This is a genomic window from Thalassobellus sediminis (assembly GCF_044386045.1).
Classification (GTDB): Bacteria; Bacteroidota; Bacteroidia; order Flavobacteriales; family Flavobacteriaceae; genus Thalassobellus; species Thalassobellus sediminis.
Map to the genome: position 1 here is coordinate 23223 of NZ_JBISCD010000040.1, position 22247 is coordinate 45469.

The 22247-nt window shown below is 30.4% G+C and carries 22 protein-coding genes and 1 pseudogene; 10 read left to right on the top strand and 13 right to left on the bottom strand.

From position 1 onward, the window contains the following. Positions 1–108 precede the first annotated feature (108 nt). The 3 genes and pseudogenes from ACH5TW_RS07045 to ACH5TW_RS07055 form a co-directional block, all read right to left on the bottom strand. A pseudogene (locus ACH5TW_RS07045) lies at positions 109–909 on the bottom strand (glucosaminidase domain-containing protein); the annotation flags it as partial. A 4-nt stretch (positions 910–913) separates the two neighbouring features. Further along, on the bottom strand, positions 914–1825 hold the full coding sequence (locus tag ACH5TW_RS07050) for a 1-aminocyclopropane-1-carboxylate deaminase/D-cysteine desulfhydrase (RefSeq protein WP_439335798.1): 912 nt from the start codon (positions 1823–1825) through the stop codon (positions 914–916). Next, positions 1815–2153 (bottom strand): hypothetical protein, encoded by a 339-nt coding sequence (locus ACH5TW_RS07055; protein ID WP_439335799.1) that lies wholly within the window; start codon positions 2151–2153, stop codon positions 1815–1817. Before ACH5TW_RS07055 ends, ACH5TW_RS07050 begins: the two co-directional genes overlap by 11 nt. Positions 2154–2203: 50 nt before the next feature. On the opposite strand from ACH5TW_RS07055, the gene ACH5TW_RS07060 reads away from it, so the two are divergent. The 4 genes from ACH5TW_RS07060 to ACH5TW_RS07075 all read left to right on the top strand — a co-directional run bounded on the left by ACH5TW_RS07060 (position 2204) and on the right by ACH5TW_RS07075 (position 4148). Then, positions 2204–2368 (top strand): C1orf53 family protein, encoded by a 165-nt coding sequence (locus tag ACH5TW_RS07060; protein WP_439335800.1) that lies wholly within the window; start codon positions 2204–2206, stop codon positions 2366–2368. Positions 2369–2513: 145 nt separating this feature from the next. Continuing rightward, on the top strand, positions 2514–3071 hold the full coding sequence (locus ACH5TW_RS07065) for a DUF4136 domain-containing protein (RefSeq protein WP_439335801.1): 558 nt from the start codon (positions 2514–2516) through the stop codon (positions 3069–3071). 125 nt (positions 3072–3196) lie between these two features. After that, entirely contained in the window at positions 3197–3397 is a 201-nt protein-coding gene (locus ACH5TW_RS07070; RefSeq protein ID WP_439335802.1) for a hypothetical protein, read from the top strand. 13 nt (positions 3398–3410) lie between these two features. Next, the gene (locus ACH5TW_RS07075) at positions 3411–4148 is read left to right on the top strand and encodes a hypothetical protein (protein ID WP_439335803.1); all 738 of its coding nucleotides are present in this window, start codon (positions 3411–3413) and stop codon (positions 4146–4148) included. A 95-nt stretch (positions 4149–4243) separates the two neighbouring features. Here ACH5TW_RS07075 and ACH5TW_RS07080 read toward each other — a convergent pair whose 3' ends face one another. Continuing rightward, positions 4244–4993 carry an enoyl-CoA hydratase/isomerase family protein gene (locus tag ACH5TW_RS07080; protein WP_439335804.1) on the bottom strand — a complete coding sequence of 250 codons (750 nt, stop codon included), beginning with the start codon at positions 4991–4993 and terminating at the stop codon, positions 4244–4246. A 103-nt stretch (positions 4994–5096) separates the two neighbouring features. Between ACH5TW_RS07080 and ACH5TW_RS07085 the strand changes: the two genes are divergently transcribed. Continuing rightward, positions 5097–5402, top strand: coding sequence for a rhodanese-like domain-containing protein (locus ACH5TW_RS07085; protein ID WP_439335805.1), 306 nt, complete (start codon positions 5097–5099; stop codon positions 5400–5402). Here the strand turns inward: ACH5TW_RS07085 and ACH5TW_RS07090 are convergent. The 8 genes from ACH5TW_RS07090 to alaS all read right to left on the bottom strand — a co-directional run bounded on the left by ACH5TW_RS07090 (position 5397) and on the right by alaS (position 15926). Beyond that, entirely contained in the window at positions 5397–6011 is a 615-nt protein-coding gene (locus ACH5TW_RS07090) for a DUF4230 domain-containing protein (RefSeq protein ID WP_439335806.1), read from the bottom strand. The two genes, ACH5TW_RS07085 and ACH5TW_RS07090, sit on opposite strands and share 6 nt — an antisense overlap. A gap of 209 nt (positions 6012–6220) precedes the next feature. Next, entirely contained in the window at positions 6221–6871 is a 651-nt protein-coding gene (locus ACH5TW_RS07095) for a response regulator (RefSeq protein ID WP_439335807.1), read from the bottom strand. An 11-nt stretch (positions 6872–6882) separates the two neighbouring features. Continuing rightward, positions 6883–8742, bottom strand: coding sequence for a tetratricopeptide repeat-containing sensor histidine kinase (locus tag ACH5TW_RS07100; protein ID WP_439335808.1), 1860 nt, complete (start codon positions 8740–8742; stop codon positions 6883–6885). A gap of 630 nt (positions 8743–9372) precedes the next feature. Next, a complete protein-coding gene (locus ACH5TW_RS07105; RefSeq protein WP_439335809.1) occupies positions 9373–11223 on the bottom strand; it encodes an outer membrane protein assembly factor BamB family protein in 1851 nt (616 codons plus the stop codon). Between the two features lie 21 nt (positions 11224–11244). Then, on the bottom strand, positions 11245–11787 hold the full coding sequence (locus ACH5TW_RS07110) for a DUF6252 domain-containing protein (RefSeq protein WP_439335810.1): 543 nt from the start codon (positions 11785–11787) through the stop codon (positions 11245–11247). A gap of 81 nt (positions 11788–11868) precedes the next feature. Further along, entirely contained in the window at positions 11869–12813 is a 945-nt protein-coding gene (locus tag ACH5TW_RS07115; protein WP_439335811.1) for a GSCFA domain-containing protein, read from the bottom strand. A gap of 58 nt (positions 12814–12871) precedes the next feature. Beyond that, positions 12872–13270: a GxxExxY protein gene (locus ACH5TW_RS07120; RefSeq protein WP_439335812.1), complete on the bottom strand. Its 399-nt coding sequence runs from the start codon at positions 13268–13270 to the stop codon at positions 12872–12874. Between the two features lie 43 nt (positions 13271–13313). Next, entirely contained in the window at positions 13314–15926 is a 2613-nt protein-coding gene (alaS, locus tag ACH5TW_RS07125) for an alanine--tRNA ligase (protein ID WP_439335813.1), read from the bottom strand. Positions 15927–16132: 206 nt separating this feature from the next. On the opposite strand from alaS, the gene ACH5TW_RS07130 reads away from it, so the two are divergent. The 5 genes from ACH5TW_RS07130 (at position 16133) to ACH5TW_RS07150 (ending at position 19415) form a co-directional block, all read left to right on the top strand. Next, entirely contained in the window at positions 16133–17104 is a 972-nt protein-coding gene (locus ACH5TW_RS07130; protein WP_439335814.1) for a M23 family metallopeptidase, read from the top strand. A gap of 1 nt (position 17105) precedes the next feature. Next, complete coding sequence (locus ACH5TW_RS07135) at positions 17106–17435, top strand: MerR family transcriptional regulator (protein WP_439335815.1); 330 nt, start codon at positions 17106–17108, stop codon at positions 17433–17435. Between the two features lie 97 nt (positions 17436–17532). Continuing rightward, positions 17533–18120, top strand: coding sequence for a LemA family protein (locus tag ACH5TW_RS07140; RefSeq protein ID WP_439335816.1), 588 nt, complete (start codon positions 17533–17535; stop codon positions 18118–18120). Next, positions 18120–18557 carry a TPM domain-containing protein gene (locus ACH5TW_RS07145; RefSeq protein WP_439335817.1) on the top strand — a complete coding sequence of 146 codons (438 nt, stop codon included), beginning with the start codon at positions 18120–18122 and terminating at the stop codon, positions 18555–18557. Before ACH5TW_RS07140 ends, ACH5TW_RS07145 begins: the two co-directional genes overlap by 1 nt. Before the next feature lie 9 nt (positions 18558–18566). Further along, positions 18567–19415, top strand: a complete 849-nt coding sequence (locus tag ACH5TW_RS07150) for a TPM domain-containing protein (RefSeq protein WP_439335818.1) — start codon at positions 18567–18569, stop codon at positions 19413–19415. An 82-nt stretch (positions 19416–19497) separates the two neighbouring features. Here ACH5TW_RS07150 and ACH5TW_RS07155 read toward each other — a convergent pair whose 3' ends face one another. After that, on the bottom strand, positions 19498–22065 hold the full coding sequence (locus ACH5TW_RS07155) for a TlpA family protein disulfide reductase (RefSeq protein ID WP_439335819.1): 2568 nt from the start codon (positions 22063–22065) through the stop codon (positions 19498–19500). Between the last annotated feature and the right edge of the window lie 182 nt (positions 22066–22247).

Consider the following 22247-nt stretch of genomic DNA (forward strand, 5'->3'; position numbering starts at 1 on the left):
TTGAAGTTCCTGTACAGTCATATTATATGTCTTAGAAATAGAATACAAAGTATCTCCTTTTACAACAATATGTTTTACCATTTTGGTAACAGCATTTAACACTCCTTCCTTAACTTGCAACTCTTGCCCAATACTAAGTGTTGTATCGCTTAATCCATTTATTTCTTTAAGCGCATCAACCGTAATATTATATTTTCTAGCAATAGAGTACATAGTATCTCCTTTTGAAACAATATGAGTGGAATTATTACTTCGTTTAATATCTTTATCTTCTTTTCTAACGATTATAGGTTCTACATACTTCGTATAGTTTTTCCCTAATACTTCCCTATCAAATTTATATAATTCGTACCTTTCAATAAGGCTTATTAATTTGTTTGGATACTTTTTATCGGTAGCATACCCAGCAGCTTTTAAACCTCTAGCCCAACCTTTATAATCTTCCTTCTTTAATTTAAAAAGCTTCGCATAACGCTTTCGCTTTGATAAAAACAAGGAATGATCTCTAAACGAGTATTTAGCATCTTTATACTTTCTAAAACACTCTTGCGCTTTATCATCATCATGATATACTCTGGCACCTGTCCAATCATGACATTTAATTCCAAAATGATTATTTGCTTTTATAGAAAGTGTTCCGTAACCTGAACCAGATTCTAAAACACCTTGAGCCAAGGTAATACTGGCAGGAATACCATAAAGGCTCATTTCATTTTTAGCAATATCCTTATAAATATCTATATATTTTTCAGTTTTACTAGCATACACTTTGGGCGTTACAACATCCTTACGAGGCTCTTCTTTAGTAGAAGTTGTTGTTGTTTTAGGATGTTTTGTAACTACTGTTTTTTTAGCCTTACAACTAAAAAGCACAACACCTAAACATATTATTAATAAAACTCTATTCATTAAATTATTCTATTATTGGTAAACTTTTCTTTTTTAAAACATCGTTCATTCCATCAATACCTTGTATACCTCCTGTATGAATTACTAAAATCCTGGAGCCTTTAGGGAAATAATTTTGCTCTATTAAATCGAAAATTCCAAACATCATTTTTCCTGTATAAACTGGATCTAGAGGGATTTTATGATCTTTTTTAAACTGATTAATGAACGTTACTAAATCTTCATTTATTTTGGCATAACCACCAAAATGATAATCGGTTATTAATTCCCAATGACTCTTAATTGCAAATTTACTAATATCTTGTTGTAAAAAGTCGCCTTTTAAGGCTGGAAATCCTAAAACTTGTTGACTAGGTTTTAAACAATTTATGAGTCCAGAAATAGTACCTCCTGTGCCAACTGCACAACATATATAATCAAAAGAAGCATCAATATCAGTTAAAATTTCTTCACACCCCTTAACAGCTAAATGATTTGTACCGCCTTCTGGAACGAGATAAAATTCTTCAAATTCATCTTTCAAATTATTTAAAAAATCTTCTGATGTTTTTTCTCTATAAAGCGATCTAGAAATAAACTTAAACTCCATACCGCATTGCTTAGCAAAACGCAAGGTTGGGTTACTATCTATTTTACTTTCGAGCTCATCGCCCCTTATAACTCCTATCGTTTTAAATCCAGAAATTTGTCCTGCAGAAGCTACTGCAGCTATATGATTTGAGTAGGCACCTCCAAAAGTAAGCAAAGTTTTAAAGCCTAATTTCTGAGCTTCAATTATATTATATTTAAGCTTTCTGTATTTATTTCCAGACACAAAAGGATGTATTTCATCCTCTCGCTTTACATACAATTCTACGCCTTTTTCTTTAGGCAGTTTTACTTGTTGATTAATGCTATTTTGAAGCTTAAAAGTCATGACTGCGAAGATACTTCAAAAAACACCAAAATGTGCGTTGCTTTAAATAATCTAGATTAGGTTCATTACAGTATGCTTCACGTTCAAAAGAAATATTTCTATAAGCCTCATGCCAATTTTTATACTGTAATAACCGAATTAAAAACTCTACAACATAAAACAAATAAAAAGGAATAACCAACATTTCTAATTGTTGTCTTAAATGAATATTCTCATGATTCAATAATGTTTTATCTCCTTTTAAATCTTTTGATTTTAAAAACACAAACGGAAAAACAGCAAGACCAGTATACCCTTTTGGCACTATATATTTCGAAATAAAAATCATACTTTTTTACTTTCAAAAATCAATCCAAAATGCATTACCTTTGTTGTAATATGAAGAAATTAATCCCAGTTGAAGAAGGCGATTATTATCTAACACCAGAAGGATATCGCTGTTTTACAGAGCAATACCACTTAAAACGCGGATATTGTTGTGAAAGCGGATGTAGACATTGCCCCTACGGATATGATAAAAAAACAAACGCTATAAAAAAATAACATCCCATGATTCTTACTTTTATTTAAGCAAAGCCTTGGTATGATTATTGATACATATAAATACGTTTGTTTATGAAGATATTTATCAGATAAAACACTGTTAGTATTCGTTTTACAAACACATTAACCATAAAAAAAATGCATTATGAAAAATTTATTAAAAACACTACCTCTTTTAGCATTGCTAATAGTAGCAACATCTTGCAGCTCGGTTAAAGTAGCTGCCGATTATGATAAAAATGCAAAATTTGGCGAATACAAAACCTTTGCGTTCTTTAAATCTGGTATTGATAAAGCCGAAATTAGCGATTTAGACAAACGCCGAATACTTCGTGCTATTGAAGCCGAACTTTTAGCTAAAGGTTTTACAAAATCTGAGAAACCTGATTTATTAGTCAGTTTATTTACAAAATCTCAACAACGCGTAGATGTTTACAACAACTCTTGGGGCAATGGCGCTTGGGGATGGGGAGGATTTGGTGGCTTCGGACCTGGTTGGGGCTGGGGTTGGAATCAACCTAGCACTTCTGTTTCAACACAAGGTGTTTTATATGTAGACCTTATTGATGCTAACAAAAAAGAATTAGTTTGGCAAGGTATGGGTACTGGCTATTTAAGCCGAAATATGGAGAAAAAAGAAGCACGTATAAAAGAGTTTGTTGCTAAAATTATGGAGAAGTATCCTCCAGGAGTACAACAATAAAACATATTTGATTAAGAAAAATGAAGCAACTTGAAAGAGTTGCTTTTTTTATGCACTAATATAAAACAAGTGACTATTTCACTATTTTAGTGTCTAAAAACATATTAACTCTAATACTTTAAATTATGAAAACACTTTTATCATGTGGTATAATACTTCTTTTATTAGTCTCTTGTACAGATAAGAAAAAAGAAAATGAAATAAAGATTGAACAATCTATACAAAAAATTGACTCTATTGAGCAAGCAGTAGAAAAAGACATAAAAAGTCTTGAGGAAATTACTAATGATGTACAAGACGACTTAAAAGAATTAGACAACATTTAAACTAAAACAGATTATGAAAATATTAAAAATAATATTCACAGCTACTATTTTATTCATGTTTCTTGGAACTCAACAAACAGTAGCACAAGGAAAAGGAAACAATACCTCTAAAGAAGCTAAGGAACAGGTTCATGAGTTAAAAAAGAAAGGGAAAGACAAAACTGAAGACATCAAACAAAAAGGTGCTAAAGCAAAAAAAGACATACAAGATGAAGCTGAAGATGCTAATAAAAAACATCATGAACTAAAAAATAAAGGAAAAGAGAAAGCTGAAAAGGCTAAACAAAAAGGCACCAAAACAAATGATGATGATGATGATGATGATGATGATGAAAAGCAACATGAACACAAAACGAGTGAAAAAGATAAAGCCGAAAAGAAAATAAAAAAAGAGGCAAATAATAATGGTAATGCTTACGGAAAAAACAAAAACGGCTTAAGCGGAAGAGAATTTGGAAAAGCTAGAGCAGAAGAAGCTCGCAATAAAATAAAAGACAAAGAAGAAAAAATAACAGAAGGTGAACGCACTTTAAATGATGGTCATAGAAGAGTAAAAGAAGCTAAAGAACGTTTAGAAAAAAAAGAGCGTAATAAAGAAATCTCTGAAGAAGAAGCTAATGAAAAAAGAGAGAAAATTAAAAAAGCCAATGAAAAATTAAATGAATTGGATGAAAAAATTAAAAATCAAAAAGAGAAAATTAAAAAAGAAAAAGAAGCACTAGAAAAAGTATCTTTTCCTAACGAAGATTAAAAAAATCTCTTTAAAAAATTTATATAAATAAAGGTTAGCATTTAAAATGCTAACCTTTATTTGTTTATATATCGTTCTTAAGTAATTAAAAAATTCTATCTAAAACGCTTCAAAGTTTTCTTAGTGAATTCACTTAACACTAACTTTCCGCTAATTTTAGCTCGCTCTAACAATAAATCATCCCAATGACCTGTATCTTCCCAAAGCACTTGTTTCATATTTATTAATGCTTCTGGGTTATAGCTCGCTAATTTATTTACTAACGTTTCAACAGCAATATCTAATGCTTCTGTAGTTTGTAATACCTCAGCATATAAACCTTTGCTTTTTGCGAATTCTGAAGAAAAAAAGGATTCGGCATCAATAGTCATTTCTGCCATAGCTGTTTTACCAATTTTTCTTGACACAGCGGGCTCTATAACAAAGGGGCCAATACCTATACTTAATTCACTTAATCTTATAGATGCATATACGGTAGCTAAACAATAATCGGTTGCAGCCGCTAAACCAACGCCTCCTCCTACAGCCTTACCTTGCACGCGGCCTATAATTAATTTAGGACATTTACGCATGGTATTAATTACTTTTGCAAAGCCAGAAAAAAACTGTAATCCAGCCTCTTCGTCTTCAATCTCTACAACCTCATTAAAACTAGCACCTGCACAAAAAGTTCTATCACCTCCACTTTTTAAAACAATAACTTTAATAGCATCATTTTTCCCTGCACCAATAATTGTCTGTTCTAATTGAGTGAGTATATCACTAGGCATTGAGTTTCTATTTGGGTGATAAAACTCAATATACCCGACTTTGTTTTCTATATTTAATGTAACGTACGCTTCCATTCTACTTATAAATTTCTGGTTGAAATATACATAAAATTTTTAGTAACAGATGTTACATTCTTTTATTATAAGTTAATGATATTTGCACAAACAAATTATGAACATGGGTTTATTAGATATGCTATTTGGGAACAAAAAAGATATGATTAACGACTTTCAAAAAAGAGGTACTATTATTATTGATGTTCGTACTAAAGAAGAATATAGCCAAGGAGCTATTTCTGGTTCTAAAAATATTCCGTTACAGAATATTAGCTCTAAAATTAAAGACATAAAAAAACTAAACAAACCTGTAATTACTTGTTGTGTTAGTGGCATGCGCTCTGCTAGTGCTGCATCCATTTTAAAAAGCAATGGTATTGAGTGTATGAATGGTGGTGGCTGGAGTAGCTTAAATAGTAAATTATAATTTCAACCCCTGAAAATCATCAATAGATTGCATCTGGTTTTCGTTATACTTTAAGGTCCACCCTAAAGAGTTTGTTAGAATATAGAATTTTGAAAGCTCACTGATCAATCTATTTTTAGCATTCTTTTTTAAATCGGATGCTTCTAATTTTTTATTTAATGATTGCTTTACAATATTTTTAATATTGTTATAATCTTTAGCTTCAAACGGATTTAAAAAATCTGCTTGAATATCATAATATTCAAAATCTGGATTTATTTTTATTTCTTCTTTTGGAATACTTAATATGGTAAGTGTTTTATCCGTTTCATTAACTTCAAATTCAATTTTACTTAAATCGTAAGCAATAGTTACATCTGCATTAACAACAACCAATGCTTTTTTCTCGGATGTGAAATAATCTCCAAAAATGTCTTTTGAATTTTTATAATTAAAAACTTCGCTAAAATGCCCTTCGGTAACAACTAGCTTCCCAACATTTTTAATTTGCTCCTGTATAAGTATCGAGTTTTCCCGAAGTAGAATTTCATCACCCTTTTTATCTTCACAATATTTAAAAGTGAAAAGTATTATTAAAGTTAAAACAACACCGAATAGAATTTTTCGCATCCCCTAATTTAGAAATATTTTGGAACTAACACCCTTTATGAGAAACGAAAATTAGAATATTATTTAATGGAAGAACTTATTATAAAGCAAAAAACATCAGTTTATCTTCGACATATGAAGTCTAACTAATGTAATTAACTCAAGCTTAATAGCACTACAAATATATAGCAATTACACGTTTTTCTTATTAAGAGAAAGTTAAACTAACATTATATTAAGTTATTCTTTTTTGCTTTTTGTACAGCTTCTATCTTATTGTGTACTTGTAATTTCTTATATATATTTTCAATATGCTTTCTTACTGTACCTGTAGACAAAATTAAATTACTGGCAATTAAATTATAACTCAAGCCTTTGCTTAAATGTTCTAAAACCTCAATTTCTCTAGCTGTCAATTTAATATCTTCTTGTTCTTGAGTGTTTTCTATATCAAAAGGGTTTCTAAGCAATTTTAAAGTTTTCATAGCAATAGACGGATTCATTGCTGCACCACCATTTAAAGTATCTTTTATACCTTCACACAAATCTTTTGCTTTAACTTCTTTAAGTAAATACCCATCGGCTCCAGCTTTTATTGCATTAAAAATATTTTCATCATTATCAAAAACCGTGAGCATTATAATTTTTATGTGAGGATATTTTTGTTTTACTATTTCGGTAGCCTCAATTCCATTTAAGACAGGCATTTCAATATCCATTAAAATTAAGTCGATATTGTGATTTTCTTCAAGTTTAACTAACAGATCAGAACCATTTAACGCCGAAAAGATAATCTTCAAACTTTCAAAAAATGATAATTTTTCAGCAACCATTCTTATTAAGAAAGAATTATCATCTACAATAGCTATTTTAATATTCATTTCCTAACAGATTAGATTTCTAAGATTACTGATGTTCCTTTATTTAAACTACTTTTAATTTTAAAAGTAGCACTTATATCATGAGCTCTTTTTTTCATATTATTAAGTCCGTTTCCTAACATAACATTATTTTCTTCAAACCCTTTACCATTATCTTTAACTGTAAATTTTATATTGCTTTTCAACTTTTCTATATTTACATTAACATTTGAAGCTTCAGAATATTTAATAGCATTATTTATAGCCTCTTGAATAATTCTATAAATATTCATTCCCATAACAGACTTAAATTCTAACTCTTTTGAAAGAGATTCGTCAATATTAAAATCAAATTTTATTGAACTTGATGAAGCATCTGCATTATCAATAAAATTTGAAATACGCCCTTGTAAATCTTCTAAAGAAATAGCATTTTTATTCATTGCCCAAATAGTATCGCGCAATTCATATATAGTGTCTTTTGTAAAAGCACTAATATAGCTTAACTTATTAGTTAATTTCTCATTTGTAATTTTAAACCCATATTGCAAATTATCAATAGATGAGATAATAAAAGTAAGTTGAGCACCTATATTATCATGCAAATCACGTGATATTTTTAATCGTTGCTCATTTAGTTTATTTTGAGTTTCAATTTTAACTAATGCTTCTTTTAACTCACCTTCTTTTTTAAGTTGTTCATTCTTTAAATTTTGCTGTTTATAAACAAGATAGCCTAATATCGACAATACAATTGCTAAAATACTTAAGCCAATTATTTGAGTGTTTTTTTGATTTATGTGAAGTTCTTTTTCGGCTAAATCTGCTCTTTGAGATAGAATTTCTTTTTCTTTTTTTTCTGTTTGATATTTAGTTTCTAACTCGTAAATAGTTTTTATTTTTTTCACTTCGAGAAAAGCATCTTTTGCTTGACTATAAGCCTCAAAATTATTATAGGCACTGTAATAATCTCCTGTTAAAGCTTCTAATTTAGCTAATGATTTTAAAGCGTCAATTTTAAATTCTACATAATTATTTTCTTCTATTATTTCCAGAGCTTCAAAAAGCAATTTCTTCGCCTTAGTGTATTGACTTGTTAAAACATAATTATTAGCTAAAGAAATTTGAGTATTAGACAATTCATATAAATTCTTGTCATTTTTAAAATCTGAAATTGCAGACAAGAAATCTATTCTTGCTTCTTCATGCTGTTTTAAACTATCCTTAGCTACAGCCATATTAGATTTCATATATGGTACATACCTAGTATAACCTAATTTCTTATATAACCGGGCTGCTTTTTCTGAGTATTCAATAGATTTCTTGTAATCTTTAAGTAAAGTAAAAACAGAACCTATATTACCCGTTACAATGGCTTCTCCTATTTCAAAATTATTTTCTTCATAAATCAAAAGAGCTCTTTGGTAATAATTTAATACTTTCTCATACTCCTTTTGTTTTTTATAAACAATACCTATATTAACTAAAACTGTTGGAACTTTTTCAAAATCTTTAGAATGTTTTTCGTAAATATTTAATGCTTTAAAGTAGTTTATTAAAGCAAGATCATAATTTCCCTTAATATCCTCTACAATACCTATATTACAATACGTATCTGCAATACCAATTGTATCGTTTATTTTTAATTTAATTTCTAATCCTTTTTGATGATATATTTCGGCACTATCAATTTTATTTAAAGTTTCGAATGATGAAGCAATATTGTTATATGCTGAAGCAATTGCTTTATCATTATTTATAGCCTTTGAGACTGTTAGTGAACGCATAGCATAAAAGAGTGCTGAATCGGCATTAGAATTTCTAAACTCCCAGGAAAGTTCATTAAGAGTTGCTATTAAAGGAAGTTTTTTTTGATTTTTAGAGACATTCAATAAGCTATCTAATCTCTTACTATTTATTTGTGAGTAAGAAACAAAAGACAGACTACAAAAAATGAAAATAAAATATTTTAACATTAAGGTAAATTAAACATTATTCTATAAAGTATCTTTTTTGCAACATAAGAAGTTCGTTAGTAATTTTAAAAAGCCTATTAATTATACCTATATAAAATTCGTCAGACAATAATAATTTCTCTGAAATTAGAGTAAAACGTTTTTCCTCTAATCTTAGCTTACTTAATAACCTTGAACAAATTTCAACATCTAACTTACTTTTCATTTTTGTTTCTACAAAAACTTTAATCGAAATACCAATTAACAACGCCACTATTAGATAAATTGTTATACTAAAAAACAAATTAAAATCCATCGCATTTAAAATTTAAAGCTTAATATTAATGTAAAATTTAAATTATAGTGACAGCATAAAAAAAACACCAACCACAAATCTTTTTATTGATTTGAACAGCTGATGTTTTTTAATATGAACTGATTAATAGCATTTTAAATTTAACCTAATATATTGAACATCAGACAATTTTTCGATTAAGTGTTATAAAAAAAGATTAAGCGCAATAATTAATTTACCACGCCTAATCAAACAAATCTCAACAACAAGATTTATTCTTTAAGGTCGTAAGAGTATATGGTACTTCCATTAGCCAAGTAATATAAATACCCACCAATCTCATCAACTTCATATGTTGGTTTTTTGTCTTTTAAAACAATTTCTTTCTCTACCACTCCAGAATCTTTATTAACTTTCACCAAACCTACGCCATCATCAAGTTTTGTTAAAATAAATTGAGCATCTTTAGTTGCAGCTGTTGCTCTAAAACGTTTCGCCATTTCGTTAAACGATGCGGTAGCAATAGCAGCAAAAGCATCGGCTTCTCGCTGTTTTTGAGCACCGTATTGATTGTACTGTCCTAAATGATTTTTATTAGCTCCTGCCTGAAAACTTGCATCAGCCATTGCAGCCGTAGATGCCAAAGCCAATGCACTTAAGGCCACTACGGCAAAAGCACTTTTACCTGGAGAACGAAAATATTCATGAAAATTTTCTGAACCATCAAAACCAAGCATCATCATATTCTGATCTGAAGACAACAATAACCCACTATCTCTAATCTCTAAACTTGTTGGATCCTCCTTTTCATCAAAACTATAAGATGCTAAGGCACTTACATCACCAGAGTTTTCGTCTATAGCAATCATTTCTTCTCCTGTACTAATTAAATAACGACTATGCGCCTGATCATATACACTTGTTACTGCTTTAGCGCGCTTATATTTTATAGGTTTACTCCAAATAGATTCTCCTGTTTCTAAATTAATAATATCTGCATCACTATCTGTTATGTAAATCATACCCTGTTTAGTTAATGCCATGGTATGAATATTTTCACCTGTTTTTAGTGGCTTTTTAAACAAAGGCTGTCCTTCAAACGATATTTTGTTAATTCCACCTTCTCCAATACCAAATAAAATCCCGTCATCCATAATATAAAAGTGTTGAACATATCCTTTAGTTTTTGGAGCTTTTTCCCAAAGATCTTCACCTGTACTTGCCGATAAAAAAGAAATATTACTTTGCGCTTTTGCAGCTGCTAATTTTGCTAAACCTCCTTTACCCGAACTAGCTACATCACTAACAATAGCTAGACCTTTAGGTGTAATCTCGAAATTTGAAACAAACCCTTTTAATTTTTTCCCATCAGACCACAATTCTGATCCATTACTACCTACTTTGTGCACCTCATGATTTTTTCCTTTATTAACGAAAGCATATAACGATTTTCCATCTTCAGCAGGTTCAACAAAAGCAACATTTTTTAAATCGGCTGTCCAAGTTTCATTACCCGTTGCTAAATCAATTCTATACAAACGTTTTTGCGAAGAAACAATTAAGCCACCATGAATTATTTTAGGAGTTCCAGTCATAATTTCAGAACCTTTTAAAGTTAAAAGTTTTTCTTCTTTCCCTGTTCCCATATCATAAATCCCAATAGCCTGTGCATACTTTTCTTTTGCTGTACGTTGACCAGAAACAATAAGTTTATTTTCTGGCAACAATAAGGTTGGTTGTCCTGCTGCTTTCCATCCGTTTGCTTTTGTATCAAATAATCTTTTGCCAGAAACTACATCTATTACACTTTGCTTTGCAGAAATACCTGCAAATCCTGCTTGACCAACCATAACATAAGGCGTATTAGGTATTATATTTATTTCTTCTTCTTTTACTTTTCCATAATCATCAAAGTTAAAAAGTAAGCCTTCTTGTCCAGGTTTAATACCTGCTAATCCTTTTCCGTGTGTAATTAATAATACTCCCGAACTAGTAAGGGTCATTTTTTCAACCTTACCACCCAAATCATAATTAAAATTTGGTACTTCTGCCTTTTGAGCGTTTACTGTTGTCACTAATAGCATCGCTATTAAGAATGACATTAATTGACTAAATTTTCTCATTGTTGATTTTGTTTAAATAGTTTATATGGTTTTCTTATTTAGATTAAAAGATCCATCAGTAATATTCTTTATAGAATTATTTCCTAACACATTTTTACATTTAAAGTTAAATGTTCCAATAACCTTAGTATCTGTTTCTTCCGAAACTGAAATAGACCCCACCAATGTATCATCATAGGGTGCTTGCCAAATTTCTGTAGTTGAAGCAGTAGGATTACTTAAATTAACATCTGTTTCGGTATAAGATGCTGAGTTTGTAACTGCTAGATTTGCTCCTGTAAATTCATAAGTACCGGCTCCCGCATAACCAAATACAGTTAATGCAAAAGCATTACCATCACTATTTGTAGCTATAATTATTAAATTTTTACCAGGTCCAGCTGTTGCAACGGTAGCAGATGATGAAATCTCCATAGATTTATATGATGTTCCATCAACTTTCGCAGTTAATATTCCTGAAGGTGCATTTCCACCAGATCCACCATCGTCACTTGTTGAACAAGATGAAAATGTTATTACTGAAATTACTGTTAGAAATAACATGCATTGTTTTAATTTTCTCATTTTAGAATTTGTTTTATGATTAATAGCATCACAAAACTGCAACTTTAATAAAATGAAATCAATACGATGAATTACGTATATTTAGAATACGATATGAGAAAATTGTGTTTGTAGAGTCTCTTTTTTAGTTTCTAATTTTTGAAGAAACTTTTTATGTGCTTCAGATGTTGGATTAAACGGTTTGTGCAGAAGTCCTTTTTGAATAGCATCAACTTCTTCCATTGTTTTTAAAGCTTCAGTAGAAATCCAAACCTGCTTAACCTTTTCCCAGATATAATCAATTGCTGTTTGGTTTGGATGAATCATATCTTCGGCATAAAAACGATAATCGCGAAGTTCATCCATCATAATTTCATACGATGGAAAATAATATGATTGATTACATACAACTTGATGGATTGCAGTTAATAAATGTGATTTACTTTGCGTATTCTCGACAAATCCATCTTTTGTATGACGGATTGGAGAAACTGTAAAAATTACAGTAGCATCATAATTAACACTTCTTATCAAGTTTAATATGCTTTGTAAAGAATCTGATACTTCTTCAACAGATAACAGCTCTTTTTTAAATTGCTTTTGAGGTACTTTATGGCAATTGGCAACTATATTATTTGACTCAACAGAACGATAAACCCAAGATGTTCCCAAAGTAATAACAATGTGAGAAGATGTCTTTATTTGTTTGTCTGTTGCTTCTAGAATAACGTTCAATACTTTTAACAATTCATCCTTAGATGTATTGCTTAGCTTAGAATGCGCATCAAAACAATGCCATTGTTCATTATAAAAAAACAAATCGTTTTCAGAGTGCTTACCTCCATTAACAGCTCTTTCTATTAACGTTTCTATTGCTTTAGTGTGAAATAAAACACCAAAAGGATTTTGGGTATTTTTAATCTTGAAATAATCTAATTTTTTACCAATATTATCTGAAAAACAAGAACCTAATAATAACACATTAGAATGGTAGTCTATTTGGTTATTAGACTGCTTTTCTAATGGTATTTTGGTTTGAAGGTTCATCTGAAAATATTTTTTTCGCGCAAAGGCGCTAAGACACAAAGTTTAAAAGCAATAAATACTACTCTAAGCCATTTACCAATCTTGTAATTCCTGTTTTTATTAAAGGACTATTAAAATTAACTAACAACCCTAATTTCAATCCAGATAATTTTAAATATGTCATCAATTGTTTCTTATACACAGGATGAATCTCTAAAACTGATTTAATTTCAATAATCACTTTATTATCAACAATTAAATCAGTTCTAAACCCTAAATCTAAAATTTCACCCTTCCAAATAACTGGTAATTGTTTTTGACGTTCTACTTTTAAACCTTTATCAGTTAATTCTCTAAATAAAACCTCTTCATAAACAGACTCCAATAATCCTGGACCTAAACCTACATGAATATGATAACAACAATCTACAATTATTGAAGCCAAATAATTCTCAAAAGATTCTTCTTGTTTATCCATTATTTGTTAATATACAACTTTGCGTCTTGGCGCCTTTGCGAGACTAAATCAAATATGATTTAACGTTCTCTAAAGCCTCATCAATCCCTCCTGGATTTTTACCTCCTGCAGTTGCAAAAAATGGTTGTCCGCCACCACCTCCTTGAATATATTTTCCAAGTTCACGAACTACTTGTCCTGCATTAAGACCTTTGCTTGCTACCAATTCTTTTGAAATATAACAAGACAACAATGCTTTTCCTTTTTGTTCTGCTCCAAATAATAAAAACAAGTTTTCAAATTGACTTCCTAACTCGAAAGCCACATCTTTAATTCCAGAAGCATCCAAGTCTAATTTCTTAGCTAAAAACTGAATACCATTTATTTCTTGTAATTCAGCTTTAAGTTCTCCTTTTATGTTTTTAGCCTTATCTTTTAATAATGCTTCAATTTGCTTTTTAAGACTCGTGTTTTCGTCTTGTAAATTCTGTAACGCTTTTACAGGCTCTTTAGCATTATTAAGTAAATCTTTCATTTCGAAATAAGCGCGGTTATTTTCAAAATAAAAATCCTTAACGGCATCATTTGTAATAGCTTCAATACGACGAATTCCTGCTGCAACAGCGCCTTCAGACACAATTTTAAAATGCCATATATCGGCTGTATTTTTAACATGTGTTCCTCCACAAAGCTCTATAGATTGTCCGAAACGAATAGCACGAACGGTATCTCCATATTTTTCACCAAACAAACTCATAGCTCCATCTGCAATAGCTTCTTCTTTTGGAACATTTCGTTTTTCTATAAGCGGTAATTTCCCTTCTATTCTAGCATTTACAAAATTTTCAATATCACGTAATTCTTCAATAGTTAATTTTGAAAAATGTGAAAAATCGAAACGTAAATGTTTTGAATGCACTGCAGAACCTTTTTGCTCTACATGTGTTCCTAAAACTTCTCTTAAAGCTTGGTGTAATAAATGTGTTGCTGTATGATTACACTCAGTTCTGTAACGTTGTTTTTCATCAACAACAGCTTTAAACGTTTCATTTATATGGTTTGGTAAATTTTTTGTAAAATGGATAATAACATTACTTTCCTTTTTAGTATCTAAAATATAAACCACATCGCCATGAGCATCTTCCAGATATCCTTTATCTCCTACCTGTCCGCCACCTTCAGCATAAAACGGCGTTATATTAAACACCAACTGATACATTTCGCCATCTTTTTTAGAAACAACTTTTCTGTATCGTGTTAATTTTACTTGAGCTTCTAAAGTATCATATCCTACAAATTCTTCCCCAATATCATCAACTAAAATAGTCCAATCATCTGTAGACATTTCGCTCGCTGCTCTTGAACGGTTTTTTTGTTTTTGAAGCTCTTCATTAAAGCCTTTTTCATCTAAATTTAATCCTTTTTCAGAAAGAATTAAAGCTGTTAAATCTATTGGAAAACCATATGTATCATACAGTTCGAATGCTTTTTCACCAGAAACAGTATCGCCTTTAGTTTCTTCAACTATTCTATTTAATAATACAAGTCCTTGATCTAACGTTCTTAAAAAAGACTGTTCTTCTTCTTTAATAACATTTTCTATAAGTTGTTTTTGAGCTTTTAATTCAGGAAAAGCTGTTCCCATTTTTTTACTCAATACATCAACCAATCTATATATAAAAGGTTCTTTTTTATCTAAAAACGTAAAACCGTAACGTACGGCACGACGCAAAATTCTTCTAATAACATATCCAGCACCTGTATTACTTGGCAACTGCCCATCTGCAATTGAAAATGCTACGGCACGAACATGATCAGATATTACACGAATAGCAATATCTGCTTTTTCGTCTTTTCCATAATTCTTATTGGTAATAGTCTCTATTTCACGAATTATAGGTGTAAATACATCGGTATCATAATTAGACTGCACACCTTGTAACACCATACACAAACGCTCAAATCCCATACCTGTATCGATATGCTTATTTGGTAACGATTCTAAAGAACCATCTGCTTTACGGTTGTATTGCATAAATACCAAATTCCAAATTTCTACCACTTGTGGATGATCCATATTCACTAAATCTTTCCCAGAAATTTTAGCTTTTTCTTCTGCGGAACGAATATCTACATGAATCTCACTACAAGGACCACAAGGACCTTGATCTCCCATTTCCCAAAAGTTATCTTTCTTATTACCTTTTAAAATACGGTCTTCAGAAATAAGTTCTTTCCAAAAATCATAAGCTTCGGTATCCATACCTATTCTATCTTCTTCACAACCTTCAAAAACAGTAACATAAAGAATATCTTTATCTATACCATAAACATCTACTAAAAGTTCCCAAGCCCACGCAATGGCTTCTTTTTTAAAGTAATCGCCAAAGCTCCAGTTACCTAACATTTCAAATAAAGTGTGGTGATACGTATCGTACCCAACCTCTTCTAAATCGTTATGCTTTCCAGATACACGCAAACATTTTTGCGTATCGGCAATACGATTGCTTTTAGGTTGTGCATTTCCTAAAAAATATTCTTTAAAAGGAGCCATCCCAGAATTTACAAACATTAAAGTTGGGTCATCTTTTAACACCATTGGTGCCGATGGAACAATAGCATGTTGCTTTTCTTCAAAAAAACTTAAAAACTTAGATCGAATATCTTGAGACTTCATTTATATATTCTCTTTTCTATTAAATTATATTAATTGCAAAACAATTTTTATCTTTACTTTCCATTTTAAATGCTTAAGCGAGCAAATCTACAATTACACTACTATGAGTAGTATTCTAATAATTTTTTGTAGGTTTGGTCGTTTGCATATAAAATACAACCATTAAGTTGAATTTCATGAATTGCAAAAATAGTATATTTTAAGTAATGAGTAAGGTAAAATATTATTACGATTCCGAATCGCTTTCATATAAAAAAATAGAACGCAAAAAGCGTACAACTTTTAAGTATGCTTCACTGTTTCTATTAGCATCTGCACTTTTTGGTTTTTTATTCGTTTTTATTGCGAGTCAATATGTAGAATCTCCTAAAGAACGCGCCTTAAAAAGAGAACTACAAAACTCACAATTACAATTTGAGTTATTGAATAAGAAAATGGATGAAGCTGAGGCTGTGTTAGCTAATATTGCAGATAGAGACAATAATATTTATCGTGTATATTTTGAAGCAAACCCTATTCCAGAAGTACAAAGAAAAGCAGGTTTTGGTGGTGTAAATAGATATAAAAAATTTGAAGGTTTTGATAATTCTAAACTCATAAAAGAGAGTAATAAGCGATTAGATATTCTTGAAAAAGAAATTGTTGTACAATCTAAATCTTTAGATGAAATAACAAAACTTGCTGAAGAAAAAGAAAAATTATTAGCTGCTATTCCTGCCATTCAACCTGTAAGTAACGAAGATTTAACCCGAATGGCATCTGGTTATGGCATGAGAACAGACCCATTTAACAAAACTAGAAAAATGCACTGGGGCATGGATTTTACGGCTCCAAGAGGCACTCCTGTTTATGCAACTGGCGATGGTGTTATTATTCGTGCAGATTCTGGTTCTAGTGGCTATGGTAAACATATTAGAATCGATCATGGTTTTGGATACGTTAGTCTTTACGCACACTTGTACAAATACAATGTTCGAAAAAACCAAAAAGTAAGACGAGGCGACCTCATTGGTTTTGTTGGAAGTACAGGTCGTTCTGAAGCACCACACTGCCATTACGAAGTTTTTAAAGACAAACAAAGAATAAACCCTATAAACTTTTATTATGGAAGTTTAACTGCTGAAGAATTTAGCAAACTATTGGAGCATGCTTCATTAGAAAACCAATCTCTAGATTAGTATGTATATAGATTTACCTGAAAAGCGTTATTATGCTATAGGAGAAGTTGCAAAAGCTTTTAGCGTAAACACTTCGTTAATTCGTTTTTGGGAAAAAGAATTTGATGTTTTAAAACCCAAAAAAAACGCTAAAGGCAACCGAAAATTCACACCAGAAGACATTAAAAATCTTAAATTTATTTATCATCTTGTTAAAGAACGTGGTTTTACACTTGAAGGCGCCAAAACACATTTAAAAGAAGGCAAAAAAGACACCCTTAACAATTTTGAAATAGTAAGTAAATTGGAAGATATCAAAAACCAACTTATTAAAATAAAAGAACACCTCTAAGTTTTACCTCTTTAAAAACTAATAACCATGTAACTTTTTCACAAGTTTTGTGTCTTACATACTAACAAATAAAAACATCTTTTAAACTTATTTTATTATGAAGAAATTTTTACCATTAATTATTATCATTGCTGTAATTCTTTTAATATTTAAATGGGGAATTGGAACAAACAATATGCTCGTTGAAAAAGAAGGTTTAGCAAAAGCACAATGGGCAAATGTTGAAAGCTCTTATCAAAGAAGAGCTGATTTAATACCTAACTTAGTAGCTACCGTAAAAGGCTATGCTGCTCATGAAAAAGAAACACTAGAAGGCGTTATTAAAGCACGCTCTGAAGCGACAAAAACCACCATTAACGCAGGCGATTTAACACCTGAAAAGATGGCTCAATTTCAACAAGCACAACAGGGTTTAAGTGGCGCATTATCTAAATTATTAGTTACTGTAGAGCGTTACCCAGAATTAAAAGCTGACAAAAGTTTTTTAGAGCTACAATCTCAACTTGAAGGAACAGAAAATAGAATTAATGTAGAAAGAAATCGTTTTAATCAAATTGCTGGAGAATACAACATTATTATCAAAAAAATTCCAACCAATTTTATAGCCAGCATGAGAGGTTTTGAAGGGATGCCTTTATACAAATCTGATTCCGGAAGTGAAAACGCACCTAAAGTAGAATTTTAATGTCTAAAATTGAAGATTTTTTAACGCAATCTGAAGAGAGTGACATTGTTGAAGCTATTAGAATTGCTGAGTTAAATACTTCGGGAGAAATACGAGTACACCTAGAAAGAACCTGTAAAGGCGATGCTACAAATCGTGCCTTAGAATTGTTTTACACCTTAAAAATGGATAACACCAAACTTCAAAATGGTGTTTTAATTTATGTGGCTGTAGAAGATAAAACCTTTGTTATCTATGGAGACAAAGGTATTAACGATGTTGTTTCTAATAACTTTTGGGATAGCACTAAAGATGTCATGCAATCACATTTTAAACAAGGAGACTTTAAACAAGGTTTGGTTGAAGGCATTATAAAATCTGGCGAGCAATTAAAAAAATATTTCCCTTGGGAAGCTGGTGATGTTGATGAATTATCTAATGAAATTTCTAAAGGATAGACTTAAAGTATGCAGTGTTCAGTATTTAGTATTCAGGCTTACTCTAAAATAAAAAACAAGATTACACTCTCGTTTTTTGTTGCTTTAATATCGTTTAGTTTTTCTTATGCACAATTTGAAATTCCTGAAAAACCAGATTTTCAAACTAGTGTTTATGATTATTCTAAATTACTTTCTGCTTCGCAAAAAAACAGTCTTGAACAAAAATTAATAAAATATTCTGATACGACTTCTACTCAAATAGTTATTGCGATTATTAATTCAACCAATGGAGAGAATATAAACTATTTAGGTGCGCAATGGGGACAAGAATGGGGTATTGGCCAAGAAAAAGAAGATAATGGTATTTTAATTTTACTAGCTAAAAATGATAGAAGGATTGCTATAAATACTGGATATGGAATAGAATACCTTTTAACAGATGCCTTATCTAAACGTATTATTGAAAGAGACATTATTCCTTATTTTAAACAAGGTGATTATTATGGTGGGCTAAATCGTGGTGCAGATGCTGTTTTTGAAGTTTTAAATGGCGAATACCAAGGAACACGACAATCATCCAATAACGAATTCCCTATTGAACTTATATTTATTCTCGGTTTTATATTTATAATCATTCTTATTTCTATTTCTAAAAATAGACGAGGTGGTGGAAATAATAGAGGTAACAGGTCTGGTGGCATTGATATTTTAGAAGCTATTATTTTAAGCAATATGGGACGTGGAAATTATAGAAGCGGTTCTTCTGGAGGATTTGGAAGTAGCTCTGGTGGCGGATGGTCATCTGGCGGTGGCGGTTTTGGCGGTGGCTTTGGAGGCGGCGGCTTTGGCGGAGGAGGTGCTTCTGGTGGTTGGTAATCATTTAGTTTTATCGAAAACAAAAAAAGAGGGATAGATTTTTATAAAAATCTATCCCTCTTTTTTTAAACATTCAATACTTTTACTTTTCTAACTCTTCTTTTAAAAGCACTTTTAAACTAGTATTATTTCTATGTCCTAATTTATATCTCACTACTTTACCTTCTCTATTAACTAAAGCATAATGAGGTATTCCAGAAATTTTAAACTTTTCAGACAAATAATTCCATTCATCTGCAGAAACTCTATAATGCTCGCCTTTAATATTAGGAATACTATTCTTCCATGTTCCTTCTGGAGACGTTTGGTTTGTTATATATAAGAACACAACATCATCATCTTTCATTTCTTCTTTCAAAGACGCAACTTTTCTTATACCAGACATACATGGACCACACCATGTTGCCCAGAAATCGACATAGACTACTTTTCCTTTGAATTTTTTAACTATAGCATCAAACAATTCGTCTCCTTCTGTTTTATTAACCGTATTAACTGTATAACCACCTAAAGTTTTGTTTCGTTCTATTTTTAGTTTAGTCAATTCATTTGCAGCTACTAAACAATTATACACTAAAGGGTCTTTAATATTTTTTTTAAGTAGTTTTAGATCATTATCGCTATAAACATTAAAATCGTTTAAACTCCTACTAGCTCTCTGAGAAGTAATAATATCTAACAAAAAACTATTTGAAACACCAAAAAACGACTTCATACTATTATCTATTTCTATAGATGATTTATTTCTATAAAAGCCACTAATTTCTTTACTATATTTCTTATATAACTCTGCCTTTATAAGACCATAAGTATCGTTGAATTTTTTTGTTTTTCTTGTTTCTTCATCTGTTCGTATATTTTTGAAAGCTTCTACAAGCTCTTGCTCTTCCTGATTTAATTCTTCTCCTTTAATTTTCAAATAATCAACTACATTCAAAATATGATCATTATGTATAGGCTTTATATTATTATCTTTTACATAGGCATTATAATCTTTCATATATTTTTTATAAAACGCCTGTTGGGTATCACCGTGTGCTTTTTTAAATTCTGCCTGCTTTAATTGTATTTCTGGTGTTTCTATTTCCTTACTCATTTCAGACATTTTCAATACATCAACACTCAAATCTTTATTATCTTTTTGTAATAAATCTACAATTTCAGATGTAGTATAATTAGTTTGTGCATTATTTTTAAAAATATCTGCATACATCAACCTATTAATGAAATAATAGTAATTGGTGGTTAATACAGGGAATTTATCAGTTAAATTATCTTTTGAAATAAAGTCATAAAAAGAAGCATCTACTTTAAACGCTTTAAAAGGCATTTTATCTTCTTCTTTTTTAACTGATTTATTTCTCCTTTCGATACTTCTTCTATACAAACCATAACCTGAAAGTTTCTCTAAAGCATTATACTCAATATCAATTTTTTTTATTTGTATTGCTTTTTCACTTATAATATTATTTATCTGAAATTCATTGAATTCCTTCAACTGCTTTTCTTTACTTTCAAAACATAGTTTCTTAAATTCTCCTGGAGACAATTCTCCTATTTTTTTCTGTATACTATTAAACCCTGTGTCTCTAATAGATTTCATTAAATCTAAATCTGTATTTACCTGAGCACAATCTCCCATAAAGAAAGATTTATCTCCGTTTATTACATGAAATGTTTCTTTTCCTGGCTCTACAAAAACAGATATATTAGCATATGGTAATCGCACAAAAATAGGTTGTGGATAATTTACTGGGAATTTAACCGAAAAACTTCCATCATCAGCAACCTTTATCATATAAGAATCTTGATTACCTGCGAAAACGTTGTTTACGTATACCATCCCTGTTTTCTCTTCTATCTTACTAGTGTATCCTTTTATAACTCCTGAATACGTTGTAGAATCTATTTGAAACATGGATTCGTTATATGGTTTATTATCTACTATTTTATAATTAGAATTATAAATACGATCCAAACTATAAAGTTTCAAGTCCTTTTCATTACTTCCAAAAGCTACCAATCCTTTTTTACCTAGCTTTGCATGAATGGTTTTTAATACTCCGTTTCTTTCTAAAATTATTTCGTATTTTTTTCCTTTATTTTTAACTGATTGATAATTCCAAACGGCACGGTCTACAATAGCATTATTAACATAAAACCCATAATTAAATAGATTACTACCATCTGCTAACAACCAATTACCTCTAAGTACCTTTGGCAATACTGAAGTGTCTTCAGTTTCATTTACTACAATATCATAAACAGACCAATTACCACCATCATTTGCCTCACCGTAGTCTATAGTATTTATATTAGAATTTAACTTCGGAAAATACAAGGTGTAAAATATTTCACCTGACTCAGGTATAATATGTCGTTTATTTATTTTTGTTCCCTCCGCCTTAATTATAAAAAGCTGATCGCCTCCATTAGAATCTTGTATAAAAGTTTTACTAGGTATAGACACCCACCCTCCAGGGTACGTTTTAATATGAAAATGCAAAACGGTTGTTGTATCTAATAATTCAATTTTAGTTATTGAACCAGGGACTGAACTTAATCCGTATTCTGGATTTTCAATAGTTTTTTGTGCAAAAGCACTAATAGTTAAAAATGCTAATAAGCATGCAAAAATGATTTTTCTCATAATAGTTTATTTGATTGATGATAATTACTATAAAAATAGATTAATTATCTCACAAAATAATAAGATAACTACATAAATATTAATGCAATAGGTTTTTATACTATGACGAGTAAAAAAACATCAAATTAAACAACTATTATTCTCGTAAAAAATAAGGTCTATACTTTTATTAAAGTATAGAC

What these genes read in the sequence shown, in the direction of transcription:
- ACH5TW_RS07115 (WP_439335811.1), bottom strand. Translation starts at nt 12,813, where the DNA reads ATGAACCTTCAAACCAAAATACCATTAGAAAAGCAGTCTAATAACCAA.
- ACH5TW_RS07110 (WP_439335810.1), bottom strand. Translation starts at nt 11,787, where the DNA reads ATGAGAAAATTAAAACAATGCATGTTATTTCTAACAGTAATTTCAGTA.
- ACH5TW_RS07105 (WP_439335809.1), bottom strand. Translation starts at nt 11,223, where the DNA reads ATGAGAAAATTTAGTCAATTAATGTCATTCTTAATAGCGATGCTATTA.
- ACH5TW_RS07155 (WP_439335819.1), bottom strand. Translation starts at nt 22,065, where the DNA reads ATGAGAAAAATCATTTTTGCATGCTTATTAGCATTTTTAACTATTAGT.
- ACH5TW_RS07130 (WP_439335814.1), top strand. Translation starts at nt 16,133, where the DNA reads ATGAGTAAGGTAAAATATTATTACGATTCCGAATCGCTTTCATATAAA.
- alaS (WP_439335813.1), bottom strand. Translation starts at nt 15,926, where the DNA reads ATGAAGTCTCAAGATATTCGATCTAAGTTTTTAAGTTTTTTTGAAGAA.
- ACH5TW_RS07140 (WP_439335816.1), top strand. Translation starts at nt 17,533, where the DNA reads ATGAAGAAATTTTTACCATTAATTATTATCATTGCTGTAATTCTTTTA.
- ACH5TW_RS07095 (WP_439335807.1), bottom strand. Translation starts at nt 6,871, where the DNA reads ATGAATATTAAAATAGCTATTGTAGATGATAATTCTTTCTTAATAAGA.
- ACH5TW_RS07055 (WP_439335799.1), bottom strand. Translation starts at nt 2,153, where the DNA reads ATGATTTTTATTTCGAAATATATAGTGCCAAAAGGGTATACTGGTCTT.
- ACH5TW_RS07075 (WP_439335803.1), top strand. Translation starts at nt 3,411, where the DNA reads ATGAAAATATTAAAAATAATATTCACAGCTACTATTTTATTCATGTTT.
- ACH5TW_RS07060 (WP_439335800.1), top strand. Translation starts at nt 2,204, where the DNA reads ATGAAGAAATTAATCCCAGTTGAAGAAGGCGATTATTATCTAACACCA.
- ACH5TW_RS07145 (WP_439335817.1), top strand. Translation starts at nt 18,120, where the DNA reads ATGTCTAAAATTGAAGATTTTTTAACGCAATCTGAAGAGAGTGACATT.
- ACH5TW_RS07090 (WP_439335806.1), bottom strand. Translation starts at nt 6,011, where the DNA reads ATGCGAAAAATTCTATTCGGTGTTGTTTTAACTTTAATAATACTTTTC.
- ACH5TW_RS07150 (WP_439335818.1), top strand. Translation starts at nt 18,567, where the DNA reads ATGCAGTGTTCAGTATTTAGTATTCAGGCTTACTCTAAAATAAAAAAC.
- ACH5TW_RS07135 (WP_439335815.1), top strand. Translation starts at nt 17,106, where the DNA reads ATGTATATAGATTTACCTGAAAAGCGTTATTATGCTATAGGAGAAGTT.
- ACH5TW_RS07080 (WP_439335804.1), bottom strand. Translation starts at nt 4,993, where the DNA reads ATGGAAGCGTACGTTACATTAAATATAGAAAACAAAGTCGGGTATATT.
- ACH5TW_RS07050 (WP_439335798.1), bottom strand. Translation starts at nt 1,825, where the DNA reads ATGACTTTTAAGCTTCAAAATAGCATTAATCAACAAGTAAAACTGCCT.
- ACH5TW_RS07065 (WP_439335801.1), top strand. Translation starts at nt 2,514, where the DNA reads ATGAAAAATTTATTAAAAACACTACCTCTTTTAGCATTGCTAATAGTA.
- ACH5TW_RS07120 (WP_439335812.1), bottom strand. Translation starts at nt 13,270, where the DNA reads ATGGATAAACAAGAAGAATCTTTTGAGAATTATTTGGCTTCAATAATT.
- ACH5TW_RS07070 (WP_439335802.1), top strand. Translation starts at nt 3,197, where the DNA reads ATGAAAACACTTTTATCATGTGGTATAATACTTCTTTTATTAGTCTCT.
- ACH5TW_RS07085 (WP_439335805.1), top strand. Translation starts at nt 5,097, where the DNA reads ATGGGTTTATTAGATATGCTATTTGGGAACAAAAAAGATATGATTAAC.